This window comes from Alteromonas sp. ABV4_150, from assembly GCF_056311745.1.
The window spans coordinates 443,580-461,318 of record NZ_CM149971.1; the positions used below are offsets into that span (position 1 = coordinate 443,580).

The 17,739-nt window shown below is 46.9% G+C and carries 15 protein-coding genes; all 15 read right to left on the reverse strand.

What is annotated here, in order from left to right; all coding sequences use genetic code 11:
* Positions 1 to 85: 85 nt before the first annotated feature.
* Complete coding sequence (gene ftsZ / locus ACYX4M_RS01930; protein WP_118492812.1) at positions 86 to 1,252, reverse strand: cell division protein FtsZ; 1,167 nt, start codon at positions 1,250 to 1,252, stop codon at positions 86 to 88.
* 109 nt (positions 1,253 to 1,361) lie between these two features.
* Entirely contained in the window at positions 1,362 to 2,591 is a 1,230-nt protein-coding gene (gene ftsA, locus ACYX4M_RS01935; RefSeq protein WP_179984267.1) for a cell division protein FtsA, read from the reverse strand.
* Positions 2,592 to 2,598: 7 nt separating this feature from the next.
* Entirely contained in the window at positions 2,599 to 3,369 is a 771-nt protein-coding gene (locus ACYX4M_RS01940) for a cell division protein FtsQ/DivIB (protein WP_476081662.1), read from the reverse strand.
* Between the two features lie 2 nt (positions 3,370 to 3,371).
* Entirely contained in the window at positions 3,372 to 4,355 is a 984-nt protein-coding gene (locus ACYX4M_RS01945; RefSeq protein WP_476081663.1) for a D-alanine--D-alanine ligase, read from the reverse strand.
* Complete coding sequence (murC, locus tag ACYX4M_RS01950) at positions 4,348 to 5,802, reverse strand: UDP-N-acetylmuramate--L-alanine ligase (RefSeq protein ID WP_476081664.1); 1,455 nt, start codon at positions 5,800 to 5,802, stop codon at positions 4,348 to 4,350. Before murC ends, ACYX4M_RS01945 begins: the two co-directional genes overlap by 8 nt.
* Positions 5,802 to 6,920 (reverse strand): undecaprenyldiphospho-muramoylpentapeptide beta-N-acetylglucosaminyltransferase, encoded by a 1,119-nt coding sequence (murG, locus tag ACYX4M_RS01955; protein WP_476081665.1) that lies wholly within the window; start codon positions 6,918 to 6,920, stop codon positions 5,802 to 5,804. Before murG ends, murC begins: the two co-directional genes overlap by 1 nt.
* Positions 6,913 to 8,337 carry a cell division protein FtsW gene (gene ftsW / locus ACYX4M_RS01960; RefSeq protein WP_476081666.1) on the reverse strand — a complete coding sequence of 475 codons (1,425 nt, stop codon included), beginning with the start codon at positions 8,335 to 8,337 and terminating at the stop codon, positions 6,913 to 6,915. Before ftsW ends, murG begins: the two co-directional genes overlap by 8 nt.
* Positions 8,334 to 9,797, reverse strand: a complete 1,464-nt coding sequence (gene murD / locus ACYX4M_RS01965; protein ID WP_476081667.1) for a UDP-N-acetylmuramoyl-L-alanine--D-glutamate ligase — start codon at positions 9,795 to 9,797, stop codon at positions 8,334 to 8,336. Before murD ends, ftsW begins: the two co-directional genes overlap by 4 nt.
* 21 nt (positions 9,798 to 9,818) lie before the next feature.
* The gene (gene mraY, locus ACYX4M_RS01970; protein ID WP_476081668.1) at positions 9,819 to 10,901 is read right to left on the reverse strand and encodes a phospho-N-acetylmuramoyl-pentapeptide-transferase; all 1,083 of its coding nucleotides are present in this window, start codon (positions 10,899 to 10,901) and stop codon (positions 9,819 to 9,821) included.
* Positions 10,895 to 12,304 (reverse strand): UDP-N-acetylmuramoyl-tripeptide--D-alanyl-D-alanine ligase, encoded by a 1,410-nt coding sequence (locus ACYX4M_RS01975; RefSeq protein ID WP_476081669.1) that lies wholly within the window; start codon positions 12,302 to 12,304, stop codon positions 10,895 to 10,897. Before ACYX4M_RS01975 ends, mraY begins: the two co-directional genes overlap by 7 nt.
* Complete coding sequence (locus ACYX4M_RS01980; RefSeq protein ID WP_476081670.1) at positions 12,301 to 13,866, reverse strand: UDP-N-acetylmuramoyl-L-alanyl-D-glutamate--2,6-diaminopimelate ligase; 1,566 nt, start codon at positions 13,864 to 13,866, stop codon at positions 12,301 to 12,303. The genes ACYX4M_RS01975 and ACYX4M_RS01980 overlap by 4 nt, the downstream gene beginning before the upstream one ends.
* Entirely contained in the window at positions 13,856 to 15,631 is a 1,776-nt protein-coding gene (locus ACYX4M_RS01985) for a peptidoglycan D,D-transpeptidase FtsI family protein (RefSeq protein WP_476081671.1), read from the reverse strand. The genes ACYX4M_RS01980 and ACYX4M_RS01985 overlap by 11 nt, the downstream gene beginning before the upstream one ends.
* The gene (gene ftsL / locus ACYX4M_RS01990; protein ID WP_334056719.1) at positions 15,628 to 15,963 is read right to left on the reverse strand and encodes a cell division protein FtsL; all 336 of its coding nucleotides are present in this window, start codon (positions 15,961 to 15,963) and stop codon (positions 15,628 to 15,630) included. The genes ACYX4M_RS01985 and ftsL overlap by 4 nt, the downstream gene beginning before the upstream one ends.
* Entirely contained in the window at positions 15,960 to 16,901 is a 942-nt protein-coding gene (gene rsmH / locus ACYX4M_RS01995) for a 16S rRNA (cytosine(1402)-N(4))-methyltransferase RsmH (protein WP_476081672.1), read from the reverse strand. Before rsmH ends, ftsL begins: the two co-directional genes overlap by 4 nt.
* Positions 16,898 to 17,356, reverse strand: coding sequence for a division/cell wall cluster transcriptional repressor MraZ (gene mraZ / locus ACYX4M_RS02000; protein WP_024016783.1), 459 nt, complete (start codon positions 17,354 to 17,356; stop codon positions 16,898 to 16,900). The genes rsmH and mraZ overlap by 4 nt, the downstream gene beginning before the upstream one ends.
* Positions 17,357 to 17,739 lie beyond the last annotated feature (383 nt).

Sequence of the window (17,739 nt, forward strand, 5' to 3'; positions counted from 1 at the left end):
GAAATTCTTCACGCTGTGAAAATACACCTTACTAAGTAAGACACCACAAACGTAAAATAATTCCCTTCCTTTTCAGGCAGCTAAATTAGTCTGCCTGCTTGCGAAGAAACGCAGGAATATCTAAATACTCCAAATCGTTGTCTGGCTGAGCACTATCGTCAGCTTTCAGCGCTTGGTTGCCTTCTGTGCCACCTACAGCAGAACGCGGTTCACTTGTTTGTGAATTACCGTATTCCTTAGCTGGCTGAGTAAGGCGAGAACCCTCTGCGCTTACTAGTGAAATATCAGGCTTGCGCTCTGCGCCAATACCGGTTGCAACAACCGTTACGCGAAGCTCGTCTGTCATTTCCATATCGATAACGGTACCCACAACCACGGTCGCGTTTTCAGATGCGAACGCTTTAACTGCGTTACCCACAGTTTCGAACTCATCGATAGCGAAATCAGGACCCGCTGTGATGTTTACAAGAATACCGCGTGCACCTGACAGATCGATATCTTCAAGCAGTGGGCTGGCAATTGCTGCTTCGGCAGCTTCTTCAGCACGGTCTGGACCGCTTGCTGCACCGCTACCCATCATGGCTTTACCCATCTCAGACATAACGGTACGTACGTCTGCGAAGTCAACGTTGATCAGACCTGGGCGAGTAATAAGCTCCGCAATACCTTGAACTGCACCGCGCAAAACATCGTTTGCTGCGCTAAATGCTTGAAGAAGCGGAGTACCTGGACCCATTACTTTTAATAGCTTTTCGTTAGGAATGGTAATTAACGAGTCAACATTGTTAGCAAGCTCTACAGTGCCTTGCTCAGCAAAAGAGGTACGTTTTTTACCTTCAAATGGGAACGGCTTAGTCACTACCGCTACCGTAAGAATACCCATTTCTCGAGCAATCTTCGCTACTTCAGGTGCTGCACCTGTACCTGTACCACCGCCCATGCCGGCCGTGATGAAAACCATATCGGCACCGTCAAGCGCCTGACGAATGGTTTCTCTGTCTTCTTGCGCAGCTTCGCGACCAATATTCGGATCGGCACCTGCACCTAAGCCTTTGGTTACGCTTGAGCCAATTTGAAGTGTTACGTCTGCACTTGAGCTACGAAGCACCTGTGCGTCAGTATTCACTGCGATAAATTCTACGCCTTCAATGCTTTGAGACACCATGTGCTCAACGGCATTACCACCGCCGCCACCGACACCGATGACTTTAATTACGGCTTCTTCGCCGTGACTATCCATTAATTCGAACATACTTACTCTCCGGTTGTACGTCTTTTTCAACACTACGCCAGGTCATTCCCTTAGGCTAATTGCTTCCTGCTAGCCTTAATGCCGTAGCTATAGCGCCCCCAAAATAAAATTAAAATTCACCTTTAAACCAGCTTTGCACTCGATGAAATAAGCTTTCACCGGGTTTCTGCGTACTGGATTTCTTATTATCAGATTGTACTTTGCCATATTGCAGCAGCCCTACGACTGTTGCAAAGCCAGCATCATCAACGTATTCAGACAAGCCTTTTACGTCGATAGGTTTGCCCACGCGCACGGGCATCTGGAAAAGTTCTTCGGCAAATTCCACAGCACCTTCCATCTTAGCGGTACCGCCAGTAAGTACAAGACCTGCTGCAATTTGCTCTTCCAGACCGCTGGCACGAATTTCATCATGTACCAGCTCAAAAAGCTCTTGATAGCGAGGTTCAATGACCTCAGCTAACGTATGACGAGACATGACTCTAGCTGGGCGTCCACCCACGCTGGGTACTTCAATACTGTCTTCCATACTCACCATATCTTTCAATGCACAGGCATAATTCACCTTAATTTCTTCTGCATTGCTAATAGGCGTTCTAAATATTTTAGCGATGTCGCTGGTAATTTGATTACCCGCAACCGGTATAACTGCCGTGTGACGAATCGCACCATCTGTGAATATAACCATATCCATAGTGCCGCCACCAATGTCAACCACACACACGCCAAGCTCTCGCTCGTCGTCAGTTAATACTGCATAACTTGACGCTAACGCTGAGAAAATTAGCTGGTCAGCATTCAGTTCACATCGCTCAACACACTTCACCATGTTTTTGGCCATATCGTCGGCGCAAGTGATAATGTGAGCATCGGCTTCCATTCTTACTCCTGACATACCGATTGGGTTTTTAATACCTTCCTGCACATCAATCGTAAATTCTTGCGGTAGCACGTGAAGTAAACGACGTTCCGCTGCGATTGGCACACTGCGCGCCGCATGAATAACGTTATCTACATCTTCTTGTGTTACTTCTTGGTTGTTAATCGGTACCATGCCGTTTTCATTTTGGCATTTTACGTGACGTCCTGAGATAGACATGAAAACTGAAGACACACGGCAATCTGCCATTAACTCCATCTCGTTTACCGCACGCTGTACCGACTTAACGACTAGGTTTAAATCGTTAACGCCGCCCTTATCCATGCCTTTCGACGCATGGGTGCCCACGCCTACGATACTGATTTGATCGTCTTCTAGTAATTCACCCACCACGGCCTTTACTTGGCTGGTGCCGATATCTAGTCCTACAATCAAATTGCGTTCAGCAGGTTTTGACATGGTTTCCTTAACTCTCTTCATCTGTGGCGCTGTCATCTTTCCATCCGACTGCAACGCCCGTGTCATAACGAAGGTCGACGTATTTCACCGCCTTCTCTTGTTGCGCCAAAAGTGGATAAACATCAATAAACCGTTGTAGCCTATCGATAAACTCCTGACGCCCTAAATTCAATTTAATGCCGTTTTCCAACTGCACTTGCCACGCAAACCGCTCACTCAATGACAACTCATCAATCGCCATGTCTGTTGTTGCTATTAACGCATGCATGGCGTTGTAGCCTTCTAGGGCAGTTTTTTCACTACCGCCCGGGCCGTACAAACGCGGCAAGTCAAGCTTTACACCTTCGTCGTTAAACGTATCCCCATAAGGGTTTAACAACAAATCTTCATTCCATTGCGCGACAGGCTGCTGCTCAACCAAATATATTTTTAATGTATTCGGCCACTTCTTTCTGACTGACGCGCGATAAACCCAAGGCTGCGCTTCAACAAGTTCAAATACTTCGTTAACGTCAAGCGCAAAAAAGCTTCCTGGCTGCGCTTTGCGTATTACGCTTTCCAGCTTGGTAATATCGATGTGCTGATAATCACCAGAGAAATCGATAACCTGAACCGGCATTTGCTGTTCGTCTTGCAAATACTGATTCGCTTTAAGCCCGCCAAATACTAACCCAGCAATTACAAACAGTAAGAAAGCAACACCGCCCCACACTGCCTTTTTGCTTTTGCCGCCTTTTTCAGAAGCAGACTTACGTTGGTTAGTACTGGTATCCGCCACTTTTACGCCTTGTTTGCAACGTCATCGAAACTGGTAGAAAGAATACTTAGTACCAGTTCATCAAATGTAAATCCTGCAACTTTGGCAGCCTTAGGCACCAAACTCTTTTCTGTCATGCCAGGTACTGTGTTCGCCTCTAGCAAGTAAAATTGCCTTTGGTTGTCCTGCATAACATCAATTCTACCCCAGCCGCTGCCAGAAATAGCGTCAAAAGCACGGGATGCTAATTTTGCTAGCTGTGCTTCTTGCTCTTCAGACAAACCGCTTGGGCAATAGTATTCTGTTGTATTATCCTGGTATTTCGCAGCATAATCATAGAATGTATGTGGAGTAGACATGCGAATAGACGGCAACGCCTGCCCCTGTAATACAGAAACAGTGAATTCAGGGCCGTCTATATACTGCTCCAACAGGACTTGATTATCGTATTTAAAGGCGTCCTGAATGGCAGTTTCGAGTTGTTTAGCGCTTGTCACTCTCGCCATGCCAATACTCGACCCTTCTCTGGCCGGTTTTACCATGACTTCATTCCCCAATTTATCCATTATAGCGCTGCACTTACCAGCTTCAAAGTGCCTTTTATCAGCAATTTCATATTTTGCGGTGGGTAGGCCTAAACTTTGCCACACTTGCTTAGTATGAATTTTATCCATTGCCAGCGCAGAACCTAAAACGGGGCTTCCCGTGTAGGGAATTTTTAGGAACTGGAGGGCCCCTTGCATAGAGCCATCTTCACCGCCACGACCGTGAAGCATGATAAGTGCTCTGTCTACTTTTAATTCAAGAAGATCAGTAAGCGGTCGCTCTGCTGGGTCAAAACCAAAGGCATCTACGCCTTGCCTCAATAGCGCTTTTAATACCGCGTTACCTGAATTAAGAGATACTTCGCGCTCTGCAGAATCACCACCAAGCAGCACTGCTACTTTGCCATACTCACTGGGTGAATGAGTTTTTTGCAAGCGAACACCTATCGAAGGACTATTCATTTTGCTCTCCTTCTTCAACAAGTGCTGCTGGCTCTAGCTCATGGCGTGCTAGAAGCTTCGCAATTTGTCCGATGTTACCAGCACCTTGAGTCATGACGATATCGCCGTTTTGCATGATATTCGCCAAAATCCCTGGCAGCGCGTCTTTATCGCCTACATACACAGGCTCAATTTGACCTCGCAGGCGAATTGAGCGACACAATGCTTTACTGTCAGCCCCTTCAATAGGCTGCTCACTCGCTGCATATACATCCAGAAGCAAAAGCGCATCAACGCTCGACAGTACTTCAACAAAATCTTCATAAAGGTCGCGGGTACGCGTAAAGCGATGAGGCTGGTAGACCATAACCAAGCGCCTATCAGGCCAGTTTGCCCGAGCCGCAGCTATAGTTGCTCTAACTTCCGTTGGGTGGTGACCATAGTCATCCACCAAACACATTTCACCTTTACTGGTAGTAAACGTACCTAACTGCTCGAATCGACGGCCTATCCCACCAAAGCTAGCAAGTGCACGAATGATAGCATCGTCATCCACTCCTTCATCGCAAGCCACTGCAATAGCAGCTAGGGCATTAAGCACATTGTGGTTGCCAGTGAGATTCAACGTAATATCTAGCGGCTCGCGCTCTGGTCGAATAACGGTAAAGCTCGCTTTACCAAATGACAGTGAAATATTCTCGGCGCGATAGTCATTATGTAATTCAAAACCGTAGGTGAGAATGCTTCGGCCTATGCGAGGGCGGATCTCTTGAATATTCGCATCGTCACCGCACACAATGGCTTGGCCGTAAAACGGTAGGTTCGACAAGAAATCGACAAAGGTGTCTTTTACCTTTGAGAAATCGCCACCATAAGTATCCATATGGTCGGCTTCAATATTGGTTACCACAGAAACCATCGGCTGCAAATGAAGGAAGGACGCATCGCTCTCGTCAGCCTCTGCGATCAGATAGCGGCTCTTACCCAAACGCGCATTCGTACCAGCACTGTTAAGCAGTCCACCTATAACAAATGTAGGGTCATACTCCGCTTCTGCGAAAATCGTTGAAATTAAACTGGTTGTGGTCGTCTTGCCGTGCGTACCCGCCACCGCAATACCGTGGCGGAATCGCATCAGTTCTGCCAGCATTTCTGCTCGGCGAATAATTGGAATGCGCTTTTCGCGAGCAACGATAATCTCGGGATTTTGCTCATTGATGGCGCTAGACACCACAATAACGTCCATGCCTTCAACATTCTCAGCGCGATGGCCAATTTTCACATCAGCGCCTAATTCGCTTAAGCGCTGTGTCATTGGCCCTTCTTGAATGTCAGAGCCAGCAATAGCATAGCCTTCGTTTAATAATACTTCGGCAATACCACCCATACCGGCACCGCCGATACCAATAAAGAATATATTTTTAACCCTGCGCATTTGCGGGCTCTCAAATGGGGTTTTAAAAACCATTAGTCCCCTACTCCTACCACGCTTTTTACGTGGCTTACTACATTTTCCGTGGCATGAGTGCTTGCACATGTTTTTGCTACAGCGCCCATCTTTAAGCAGTCTTCAGGGTGTTTTAACCACTGACGCACCGCCTGCCCCAAATTTTCTTTCAATACAGATTGTGCAATCATTAGTGCCGCATTTTGCTTTACTAACGATTGCGCATTTTTTGTTTGGTGATCGTCTACCGCAAAAGGTAGCGGAACGAAAATCGCCGCACGTCCGGCAGCTGCAACTTCACTTACCGTAAGCGCACCGGCTCTGCAGACAGTAAAATCTGCCCATTCGTACGCTGCCGCCATGTCATCAATAAAATCACTGACATCGATTTTCGACATATCTGCGCCCACCGACGTGTAGGCTTTGATGACACCTTCACTGTTACCTTTACCGCACTGGTGTTTTATTGATAAACCTTCTAGCACACCGCATGTTTCTGGGACGGTGTCATTGAGAATTTGCGCGCCTAAACTGCCGCCTACAACAAGTAAATTAAGGCTTTGTTTATGCTCTGTGGTGTTTTCACGAGCGTCTGCGTCAATGTCCACAGATTTAGGCTTCACCTGCCAAATTTCATCACGAACAGGATTGCCCACAGTATGCACCTTAGTAGCGCCACCTGAAAATTGTTCTTTGGCATCGTTAAAGCCCAGAAGCACGCGACTTGCGAATTTACTAAGAAGCTTATTGGTCATGCCTGCCGCTGCATTTTGTTCATGCACAATAACGGGAATACCTAAGCTTTTTGCAGCAACCCCACCAGGGCCGCTAGCGTAACCGCCAAACCCAACAACGATATCAGGTTGAAGGCGCTTTATAATTCGTCTTGCAGAAAATAAGCTTTTAACTAACGCAACAGCACCTTGAAGACGTGCCGAAACACCTTTGCCACGAAGCCCTTTTACTGGAATAAAGTGAATAGGTATGTCGTGCTTAGGCACAACTTGCGCTTCCATCCGCTCGGCGGTGCCTAGCCAATGAATATCCCAACCTTCATTTCGAAGCGCGTTTGCCACTGCAAGGCCAGGGAAAACATGTCCGCCTGTACCGCCAGCCATAATTAAGCAACGCTTAGCCATTATCAGCCTCCTGCGCTACCCGCGCGAGTATAGCTTTAATGCCAGCTTTTCCTTCATCTTCTGCGCTTGATGTTTTGGCGCTAGGTTTAGCTTCAACCGTCGCGGTAGAAAAATCCGCTTCATCGGCCTCGCTATCAACACTTGCCCCATCTTCAGCTTGTGACGCTTTAGTTTTCAATGTGCTTGTAGGAATAGGCTTTTTACGGCGGGCCTTGCTCTTACCGGACTTGCTGTCGCCCCGGCCAATCGCCTGTACACCATCAACCCGTAATTCAAAATCGATACGAAGTAATATGGCTACTGCTACTGACATGATGATAAGAGACGAGCCGCCGTAGCTAACTAACGGCAGTGTTAACCCTTTTGTTGGCAGAATACCGGCGCTTGCACCAATATTTACCGCCGTTTGGAAACTGAACCAGATGCCTATGCTGTAAGCCATGTAACCATCAAACGCGCGCCCTTTTTCAAGTGCTTTGTTTCCAATACTTAGCGCACGCAACACCATCCACAAAATAAGGCCGAGTACTGCAAGCACACCAACAAAGCCTAGCTCTTCCGCCAAGATGGCCATAACAAAGTCAGTGTGTGCTTCGGGTAAGAATTCCAGTTTTTGCAGACTATTGCCTAGGCCTTGCCCAAACCAGTTACCGCGGCCATAGGCCATTAAGGACTGGGTTAGCTGATAACCAGCACCGAAAGGGTCGGCCCAAGGGTCTAAAAAGGAGGTAACGCGCTTCATACGGTATTCTTCAAACACGATAAGCGCTACAACCGCCAATATGCCTGCAAACACCAGTGCAAAGAACTGCCAAAGCCGTGCACCCGCTAAAAATAACAAGCCGATTGTGGTCGCAAACATCACAACGACGGTACCTAAGTCTGGCTGTAGCAGTAATAGCATCGCTAACGCAAAGAACACGACAAGGGGTTTAATAAATCCTTTTAGATTTTCGGTCACTTCTTCGTAACGGCGAACCAAATAACCCGCCAAATAGGCAAAGAAAAAGAGCTTAGCTGGCTCGGCAGCTTGAATGGTTATAGGTCCAATCGCCAACCAACGGGTACTCCCGTTAACAGTTCTTCCCACTACCAGTACTGCTAGCAATAGCGCGATGGCCGCGAGCAGAAGATAGGGATTGGTCATGCGCCAAAACTGCATGGGCAAATTCAGCACTACCATAGCGGCAACGATCGCCCCAACAATGTAAATACCGTGGCGAATAGCAAAATAGAAGGGGTTGTCGTGCAGCCTATCGGCCACCGGCATTGATGCTGACGTAACAATAACAACGCCGATGCTCATCAGAGCCAGTGCAATCAAAATCAGCGTTACATCATAGGGATGCGTCGCCGAGGGCTGCCCGTCGTGCTTCGCGGCAAATAACACGCTAAGTTTGGTAGAGGCAGTCATCATGATGTCCCCCCCACAGCGCCGTCGCCCTTACTGTGTAAATTATGTAGGTCGTGTACATCTTGTTTAAACACGTCACCGCGATGCATATAGTTTTTAAACATATCCAAACTTGCACACGCAGGCGAAAGCAGCACTACATCACCAGGGGCAGCAAGTCTTGTTGCTGCTTTTACGGCATCTTTCATCGTTGCTACACGAGTAGTATGCGCATAACTTTCTTCAAATAGGTGTGCATCTTTGCCCAAGGCGAATACATGAGCAACGTACTGCTCTAGATATGGTGTAAGGCTGGCTATATCAGCACCTTTAGCGTCACCACCAGCAATAAGAATAAGCCTTCCTTTTAGGGCTGGAGCTAACCCTTGGAGAGCTGCTATGGTGGCACCAGTGTTGGTTGCCTTTGAGTCGTCGATATAGCGAACATTGTTTACACAGGCTATTTCAACACATCGGTGAGGCGCAGATTTAAAGCTTTTCAAATGTGTAACCGCGAGTTCAGGCGATACGCCAAGTTGCAGACAAATGCCTAATGCAGCCATGACGTTTAACACATTATGCATGCCCGCTAGATGAATTTCGCTTAACGCAATAAGCTTTTCACCGTTAAACGTAATAAACAGGCTTTGTTTATCGCTTGAACCGTCACTTTTATCTTCAAAAGCGGCAATTGCAAACCCTGTAGACGACTCCCCTAAACCATATTCAATGAACTCTTGTGATGCTAGCGGTTCTTTAGGCGCTACAAACTCACCGTCTCGCCATACAACCGCAGATTTTGCGTTATCAAAAATGCGATGCTTGGCATCAATATATGCTTCAAGGGTGATATGACGGTCTAGGTGATCATCGGAAATATTAAGAACAGTGGCAGCTTCAAGCACCAGGCTAGAGGTTGTTTCAAGTTGAAAACTTGATAGCTCCATTACTACTACATCTGCATCACTTTGTAGCGCTTCAAGTACAGGCCGGCCCACGTTACCCGCTTCAATGCTTTTTACGCCACAACTTTTAAGCAGATGGTTCACTAATAAAGTAACCGTGGTTTTACCGTTAGAGCCTGTAATGCCAACCACTCGCTTAGTTGGCGCAGTGCTATTTTCAGGTGTATTTAGGCGGGCAAACAACTCAACATCACCAATGACCTCTACTCCGCAAGATTTTGCCCAGGCAACTTGTTCAATATCAGGGGCCAGTCCTGGGCTTAACACCAAGGTGTCTACACCATCGAAGTAATCTTTACTGAGGGCATTGCAGGTGACCTTCTCTGCCATAAAAGCTTGCATGTCAGAGTCGAGATCACCATCAAAATCAGAATCTGGGTCAGTAACTACAGTAAAATTAGCACGTGTATCAAACGCTTTAACCGTTGCCTTTTGTTGCAACAAAAAACGTACGCAAGCCTGACCTGTAACACCTAGGCCACCGACTACATAACTATGCTCACGTACGTTATATGTCATTAGTATTTATCTCTTAACCGCTTATCTTAGTTTTAGGGTAGCTAAACCCACTAAAACTAAAATGATCGAAATGATCCAAAAACGCACGATAACGCGCGGCTCCGGCCAGCCCTTCAATTCATAGTGATGGTGAATAGGCGCCATACGAAAAATTCGCTGACCACGTAATTTGTAAGAACCTACCTGAAGAATGACCGACAGAGTTTCTATAACAAAAACACCACCCATAATGATTAACACCAGTTCCTGACGCACTAACACAGCAAGTACGCCTAACGTGCCCCCCAATGCTAGTGAACCAACGTCCCCCATAAATACTTGTGCTGGATAGGTGTTGAACCATAAGAAACCTAGCCCTGCACCAACCATGGCGGTGCACACAATTACGAGTTCACTGGTGAGCGGAATATGAGGAATGTTCAGATATTCAGCGAAGTTCGCATTTCCTGTTACATAGGCAAAAATAGCGAATGCACCTGCCACCAAAATGGTGGGCACTATAGCGAGTCCGTCCAATCCATCAGTAAGGTTTACCGCATTACTGGTGCCTACAATGGCAAAATAAGTAATGATGATGAAAAAGGCCCCTAGCTGCGGGAACACTTCTTTAAAGAAGGGCACCAGTAGCGAGGTTTCAGCGCTTATTGTTGCGCTGCTGTATAAATAGAACGCAACGCCCAACGCTACTACCGATTGCCAGAAATACTTCCAGCGCGCGATAAGCCCTTTAGAGTCTTTACGGATCACTTTTCTGTAGTCGTCGACAAACCCAATAATACCGTAGGCCACAACCACAGTTAGGGTTACCAACACATAACGGTTAGTGAGGTCAGCCCAAAGTAGGCCGCTTACTACGATTGCTGCGAGTATGAGTAACCCGCCCATGGTAGGCGTGCCTGATTTTGACAAGTGACTTTCAGGGCCATCGTCGCGCACAGTCTGACCAATTTGCATACGCTGTAAATAACGAATCATCTTTGGGCCAATAAGAATCGCAATAAGTAACGCGGTTAAGGTACTTAAAATCGCGCGAAGGGTAAGGTATGAAAATACGTTAAACCCTGAATCGAATTGTGTCAGCCAGTCGGCTAGCCAAATTAACATGCTATTCGCTCCCGACGGCTATCGTGCTTTCCCAGCGCAGAGGCCTCGACCGCCTCTACCACGCGTTCCATTTTTGAACTGCGTGAACCTTTAACTAAAATTGAAATATCGCGCTGCTGCACTAACAAATCACTCTCCATTGCGGCCAACAGACTTTCAACATCGCTGAAATGGCCACCATTTTCATTAAACACAGCACTGGCTGATTGACTCAAAACACCCATGGTATACAGGTAATTAAGTCCTTTTTGTTTAGCGTATTCCCCCACCTGCTCGTGATAGAAACGCGCTTTTTCACCCAACTCTTTCATGTCGCCTAGAACAAGAACGCGAATACCTGAAAAGCTACTTAGCGTATCAATTGCCGCATTTACAGACGCCACGTTGGCGTTGTAGGTGTCATCTAAAAGGCGAACCTGCTCAGTAAGCTGCTTCACATTTAGACGACCACTTACCTGCTGCATAGATAATAGACCGTCGCGTACATTTTCTAACGTTGCACCAACGTGTATCGTTAGCGCAGCAGCCACAAGAGCATTACCCACGTTGTGGACACCAGGTATTTTTAGCTGGATTGCCATTTCACCGTGTGGGCAAACCAAATGGAATGCGGCGCATCCATCTAGCCCAATGGTGATATCTTCTGCTCTAAAATCAGCATCGTTTTTCTGCTGGGGCGAAAACGTTAGCGTTTTGGTCTGTTTAAGTTTGCCTTGCCAAAATTCAGAAAACTGGCTATCAACATTGACTACCGCCACGCCGTCACTGCCCAAACCTTTAAAAATTTCGCTTTTAGCACGCGCAACGCCAAGCAAACTTCCAAAGCCTTCTAGATGAGAAGCGGCGGCGTTTACGATAGTCGCGACGTCCGGCTTAACAAGGTTCGTGGTATAGGCGATTTCACCAATGTGATTTGCGCCTAACTCCATCACTGCGTACTCATGCTGAGGCTCTAGGCGTAGAAGGGTTAGCGGCACACCGATATCATTATTGAAGTTACCGTTTGTGGCTAATACATTGCCTCTTCGCTCCAAAATAGCGGCACACATTTCCTTTACGGTGGTTTTGCCACTGCTTCCGGTAATCGCAATGGTTTTTGGCGCCACATAAGCTTTTACTGCCGCACCTAATAGACCAAGTGCTTCTTTGGTATCTTCAACCATGATGACAGGTAACGAGGTTGCTACGTCTTCACTGGCAATAACCGCACTTGCTCCTGTTTTCTCTGCCGTTGAAATAAAATCGTGGCCATTAAAATTCGGGCCTTTCAAGGCTAAGTAAACTGCGCCATCTTCAAGGGTGCGGGTATCGGTACTTACCGCTGAGACTTCAACGTCTGCAGCACCTTTTAATAATTTCCCATTAACCTTTTCGGCTATCCATGACAGCGTTGTTGTTATCATTTGCTGTACTCCTGTTGCAGTCGCGCCACAACTGCACGTTCGTTATAGTTAGTCTTTTTGTCACCAATAATTTGGTAGTCTTCATGGCCTTTTCCGGCCACGATGATGATGTCGCTTTCATGCGCATGCTCAAGGCAGTGACGAATAGCTTGTTCGCGGTCGGGAATAGACACTGCCAACTCAGAATTTTTTAAGCCTGCAATGATGTCTTTGGCAATAGACTCAGGGCTTTCGCTTCGGCTGTTGTCGGTGGTGATCACAATAGCGTCAGCGCCTGACTCAGCAGCCTGCCCCATTAATGGTCGCTTACCTTTGTCTCTGTCGCCACCACAACCAAACACACACCATACTTTGCCCGTGGTGTGGAATTTGGCACTTAACAGCACCTTTTCTAGTGCATCAGGCGTATGCGCGTAGTCCACTACCACGTTAGCAGCACCCGTAACAGGAAATACTTCCATTCGCCCGGGTACTGGAGTGATAGCATTTACCGCATTAACAACGTCATCAAAACGCTCACCCTCAGCGAGTAGAGTACCTATAGCACTCAGTACATTGCTAATATTGAACTTTCCAAATAGTGGCAATGAAATAGCTGCGCTTCCCCACGAACTTACCAGTTCAAAGCTACATCCACCTGCATGATAAAAAGCATTTGTGGCGAAACAATGGCGACTTTGAGGATTGTTATGCTCGCGCATGAACTCATTTTCACCGCTTATATCCGAACCACTTTCGTCTATACCTGTCCAAATACGCGTAATCGTCTTTTCTGCTGCACCATGCCACTTCTTACTTTCACCATCATTAGCGTTTAATACCACAGCCTTTAAACCTGGCTGCTGAAGCAGCAAGCGCTTGGCTTTGCCGTACTCTTCCATAGTGCCGTGATAATCGAGATGATCTCGAGTAAGGTTGGTGAAAACAGCGATATCGGTTTTTACTGTACCAAGCCGCCCCTGAACCAATGCGTGAGAACTTGCTTCGAAGGCCGTATGGCGCACTTCACTTTGCACAAAGTCTGCCAACAAGTACTGCATACGTATGGCATCGGGCGTTGTGTTTGCTGCCGGCGTGTTCGACCACTGGGTTTCATCGCCTTCAAACACACTGCTACCTAAGGTTCCTATGCTTGCGCTACGTGTACCCAAAGCATCTTTCAACTGGGTAAGCACTTGAACTGTAGAGGTTTTTCCGTTTGTCCCTGTTACTGCTACCGTGGTCATTTTCTGGGCTGGGTAGTCATAAAATGCAGCAGCTAATGCAGAAAGCATTTGCGGTAATTCATATAGCGAAATGATGACGCTGTGGTCGCGCATTTCCATTTGACCGTGAGCGCTACTGTCTTCAGTTTGCGCCAGAATTACACGGGCCCCTAAACTTATTGCCTGTGGTATAAAATCGCGACCATCACGTTCGTGGCCCTTAATTGCCAAAAACGCTAAGCGCGTATTCACTTCACGGCTATCCAATGTTAGACCTTCAATGCGAATATCGGGCGCATCTACTCCAAATTTTGCTAACAAGGCTTTAATACTTTGAATAAAGGCACTAACTACCACTTTGACCTCCCATCAATAAGCGACTTGAAGTAACTTGTTTGTCATCTGGCGTCACGTTGAGCATGTGCAGTGCACCACCCATAATTGACGAAAATACAGGTGCTGCGGTATCACCTGCGTGATACAAATCGCCGCCGGGTTCGTTGATCAACACAATAGTTACTAGCCTTGGGTCAGACACGGGTGCAATACCGGCAAAAATGTTCACGTACTCTTCCCCGTAACCGCCAGCTACCGCTTTGCGGCTAGTACCTGTTTTACCTGCTACGCGATAGCCAGGAACTGCAGCTTTGGTTGCCGTGCCGCCGCGCTGGGTTACGCTTTCCATCATTTGAACAATGGCTTTTGCGTTTTCTTCGCTGATCACCCGCTCTGATTGAGCTTGCCACGATGGTTGTTCTGGCGACTTGATTATATTGAGTGGTGTCTTTGTACCGCCGTTTGCCAAGGTAGCGTAAAGACGCCCCAACTGTGCCGTAGTTACAGAGATACCGTATCCAAACGACAATGTGGCTAACTCAAATTCAGACCAGCGACTACGCTCGTGGAAAATACCACTGCTCTCGCCTGCCATGTTCAGCCCGGTATCACTCATAAGGCCCATGTTGTAGTAGGTATCAAGCAGGAACTGTTTAGGCACAGACAACGCCAGTTTAGATGTGCCCATGTTCGAGGAATGCTGAATGATTTCTTCTAGCGTTAGCTCTCCATAGTTGCGTGAGTCTTTTACTAGACTGCCGCCCAAACGCATCCAACCTGGGTGGGTGTTTACTGAATCTTCAGGCTCAACTTCACCGAATTCTAATGCAGTAAGCACTGCCAGTGGCTTCAATGCTGAACCCGGCTCGAATGCATCGGTAATAACTCGGTTACGCATTCGATGTGCAGATAATTTACTTCTATCGTTCGGATTAAATGAAGGCGCGTTAACCATAGCTAATACATCGCCGGTTTTTACATCAATTACAATGGCTGAAGCCGAACTTGATTGATAGTAAATCATGGCCTCTTTGATTTCTTTGTAAGCAAGCGCTTGGATGCGCTGATCGATAGTCAGCTGCAGGTCGCCGGCTTTTTCACCCGACTTCGTTTCTAATATTTCAACCTGACGCCCTTTTGCATCGCGGCGTATTTTACGAGAACCCGGCGTGCCCGTTAGCCACTCGTTATACATGCGCTCTAAGCCTTCAACGCCGGTGTCATCTACATCGGTAACGCCAATTAACTGCGCTGAAACTTCACCCGTAGGATAGTAGCGTCGGCTTTCGCGACGAAGATAAATGCCTGGAATGTCCAGTTTATCAACGTATTCTGCCATGGCGGGCGACACTTGGCGCTGTAAGTAGACAAAGCGGCGCTTGGGGTTTGCCACTTTATCTTTCAATTCATTTACGTCTTGGCGCAGCACATCCGCGAGCGCTTCCCAGCGACGCTCTTCTTTAAAACCTTCATTTTCATGAATAATTTTGGGGTCTGCGTAAATAGCGCGAACAGGGACACTTACCGCTAGCTCAACACCGTTTCTGTCAGTGATAAGGCCGCGATAGGTCGGCATATCACGGGTTCTAAGCGTGCGGTTATCGCCTTGTTGAATAAGCTCATCAGGTTCAATAACTTGAATGTAAGCTGCGCGTGCGGCTAACACGCCAAACACTAGCATGATAACAACAAGCACAACCACAAAGCGCCAGTGCACTAAGCTTGGCGTTACATTTTGTTTTGCGCCTGTCTTTTTGTGCTTACGAGAAAGTGCAGATGTACTCACTTTAGCCTCACCACTACTTCGTCGTCTGCCGTGGCACGGTACATTTCTAACTGCTTTTCAACCAGATTTTCTATGCGGTTATGCTCGGTCAACGCTCGCTGTTCGAGCACTAGGTTACGCCACTCAACATCAAGCTCATCTTTTTCTTGCATGAGGTCTTCAAGAGCTATCACTTGCTGTCTATTGTGATGGCTACTAAGGGTCACAGCCATGGCACTTGTGATAACCATTAAATACAACAAAACCCGCAATTTGTTGCGGGTCAAATCTGAAACAATAATAAGCAGTAATTTAAAATTAGTGCTTGCCTTGTTTGGTGTGGCTTTGGTCATAACTTTTCTGCCACACGTAATACGGAACTGCGGGAGCGAACGTTGTTCGCAATCTCCTGTTCTGAAGGTTTTATTGCTTTGCCCAGAGCTTTTAGCACTTTATCTGCATCTATTTCAGCTTGGGTAATCGGTAAATTGTGCGGTACAACTTTACCTTTACTTTGATCCTTGATGAAGCGCTTTACTAAGCGGTCTTCTAACGAATGAAATGAAATAACGGCTAAACGGCCTTCTTTTGCTAACACTTGAGTGGCAGCTTTAAGACCCACGCGAAGTTGCTCCAACTCAGCATTGATATATATGCGAATACCCTGGAATGCGCGGGTTGCAGGGTGCTTGAATTTGTCTTTTACGGGTACGGCTTCATCAATGATTTTGGCAAGCTGTGCAGTACGCGTAATAGGCGTTTCTTTGCGTGTGTTTACAATAGCGTGGGCAATACGCTTGCCGAACTTTTCTTCACCAAACTCTTTAATGACCTGTGTTATGTCTTGCTCTTCTGCACTAGCCAACCAATCAGCGGCACTTTGACCGCGAGAGGTGTCCATACGCATGTCGAGCGGGCCGTCGCGCAGAAAGCTAAATCCGCGTTCAGCATCGTCAAGTTGAGGTGAAGATACGCCCAAGTCCATAAGCACACCGTCAATCTTGCCAGTTAAACCTAACGCATCTATTTCCTCTGCCATATCCCCAAACGGTGAGTGGATAATGCTAAAGCGCTTGTCATCGGCAAAGCGTTCGGCCGCTTTAATAGCTTGAAGGTCACGGTCAAAGGCAATGAGGCGTCCGTTATCGCCTAATGCCTCTAAAATATGCGCTGAATGCCCACCGCGGCCAAATGTCGCGTCTATGTAGATACCATCCGGTTTAATCGCCAGCGCTTCAATGCACTCGTCAAGCAATACTGAAATATGTTTAAATTCGCTAGGCTGCGTCATAGAGAAAAGTCCTGTAATCGTTCGGTAAGTTCAAATTCGCCTTTGCGTTCGGTGTCTATATCAGCTTCAACTTGTTGTGCCCAAATATCGGCATCCCAAATTTCGAATTTGTTTAACTGACCAACTAACATGACTTCTTTTGAGAGTTTTGCGAAACTTCGCAGCGGAGTAGGAATAAGAATGCGCCCGCTTTTATCCATCTCACCTTCTGAAGCATAACCTAGTAGCAATCGCTGCAAACGACGCTCGGCTGGGATCATGCTTGAAAGTTTAGAGAGCTTAAGCTCAATCTCTTCCCATTCGGGAAGTGGGTAAAGCAGCAAACAACTTTGTTGTGTATCGACTGTGCAGACCAGTTGTCCCTGGCAATCATCCAGCAGCGACTGACGATACTTCGTCGGTATAGCCAGTCTGCCTTTTGTATCCAGATTGATTGCGTTAGCGCCGCGGAACATTCCCCTAGCCTTTTATTATTTGCTCTTGGTTTTCTTGTTTTTTGAGTACTAATCTGCAAAGTGATGATGATTTGATCCACAATTCGCCACATTTACCCACTGAGATACAGTTTAGGTACCAATGATCCCCACTGTCAAGTAGAAAAAAGGCGTGAAAGCCGCATAAACACTGGGATTAAACTGGTTGGATATACAGTATTTTTAGGAAGTGTATGATTAGGCGCGTAAAAAAGATTAAAACATATTCAGGTGGGCAAAATTAAACTTAAAATTTATCGATGAACGGCTGTTTGTATCTAATTTGAATACGTTGGTTAGGTTAAAAGCAGTATCTAGGAATAGACGCAAAAAATGAACTACCAACCGAAGTTGATAGTTCATTG

Coding starts and splice junctions, on each gene's coding strand:
- murG (WP_476081665.1), bottom strand. CDS start 6,920: ATGGCTAAGCGTTGCTTAATTATGGCTGGCGGTACAGGCGGACATGTT.
- rsmH (WP_476081672.1), bottom strand. CDS start 16,901: ATGACGCAGCCTAGCGAATTTAAACATATTTCAGTATTGCTTGACGAG.
- mraY (WP_476081668.1), bottom strand. CDS start 10,901: ATGTTAATTTGGCTAGCCGACTGGCTGACACAATTCGATTCAGGGTTT.
- ftsL (WP_334056719.1), bottom strand. CDS start 15,963: ATGACCAAAGCCACACCAAACAAGGCAAGCACTAATTTTAAATTACTG.
- ACYX4M_RS01975 (WP_476081669.1), bottom strand. CDS start 12,304: ATGATAACAACAACGCTGTCATGGATAGCCGAAAAGGTTAATGGGAAA.
- ftsZ (WP_118492812.1), bottom strand. CDS start 1,252: ATGTTCGAATTAATGGATAGTCACGGCGAAGAAGCCGTAATTAAAGTC.
- ftsA (WP_179984267.1), bottom strand. CDS start 2,591: ATGTCAAAACCTGCTGAACGCAATTTGATTGTAGGACTAGATATCGGC.
- murC (WP_476081664.1), bottom strand. CDS start 5,802: ATGGTTTTTAAAACCCCATTTGAGAGCCCGCAAATGCGCAGGGTTAAA.
- murD (WP_476081667.1), bottom strand. CDS start 9,797: ATGACATATAACGTACGTGAGCATAGTTATGTAGTCGGTGGCCTAGGT.
- ftsW (WP_476081666.1), bottom strand. CDS start 8,337: ATGATGACTGCCTCTACCAAACTTAGCGTGTTATTTGCCGCGAAGCAC.
- ACYX4M_RS01945 (WP_476081663.1), bottom strand. CDS start 4,355: ATGAATAGTCCTTCGATAGGTGTTCGCTTGCAAAAAACTCATTCACCC.
- mraZ (WP_024016783.1), bottom strand. CDS start 17,356: ATGTTCCGCGGCGCTAACGCAATCAATCTGGATACAAAAGGCAGACTG.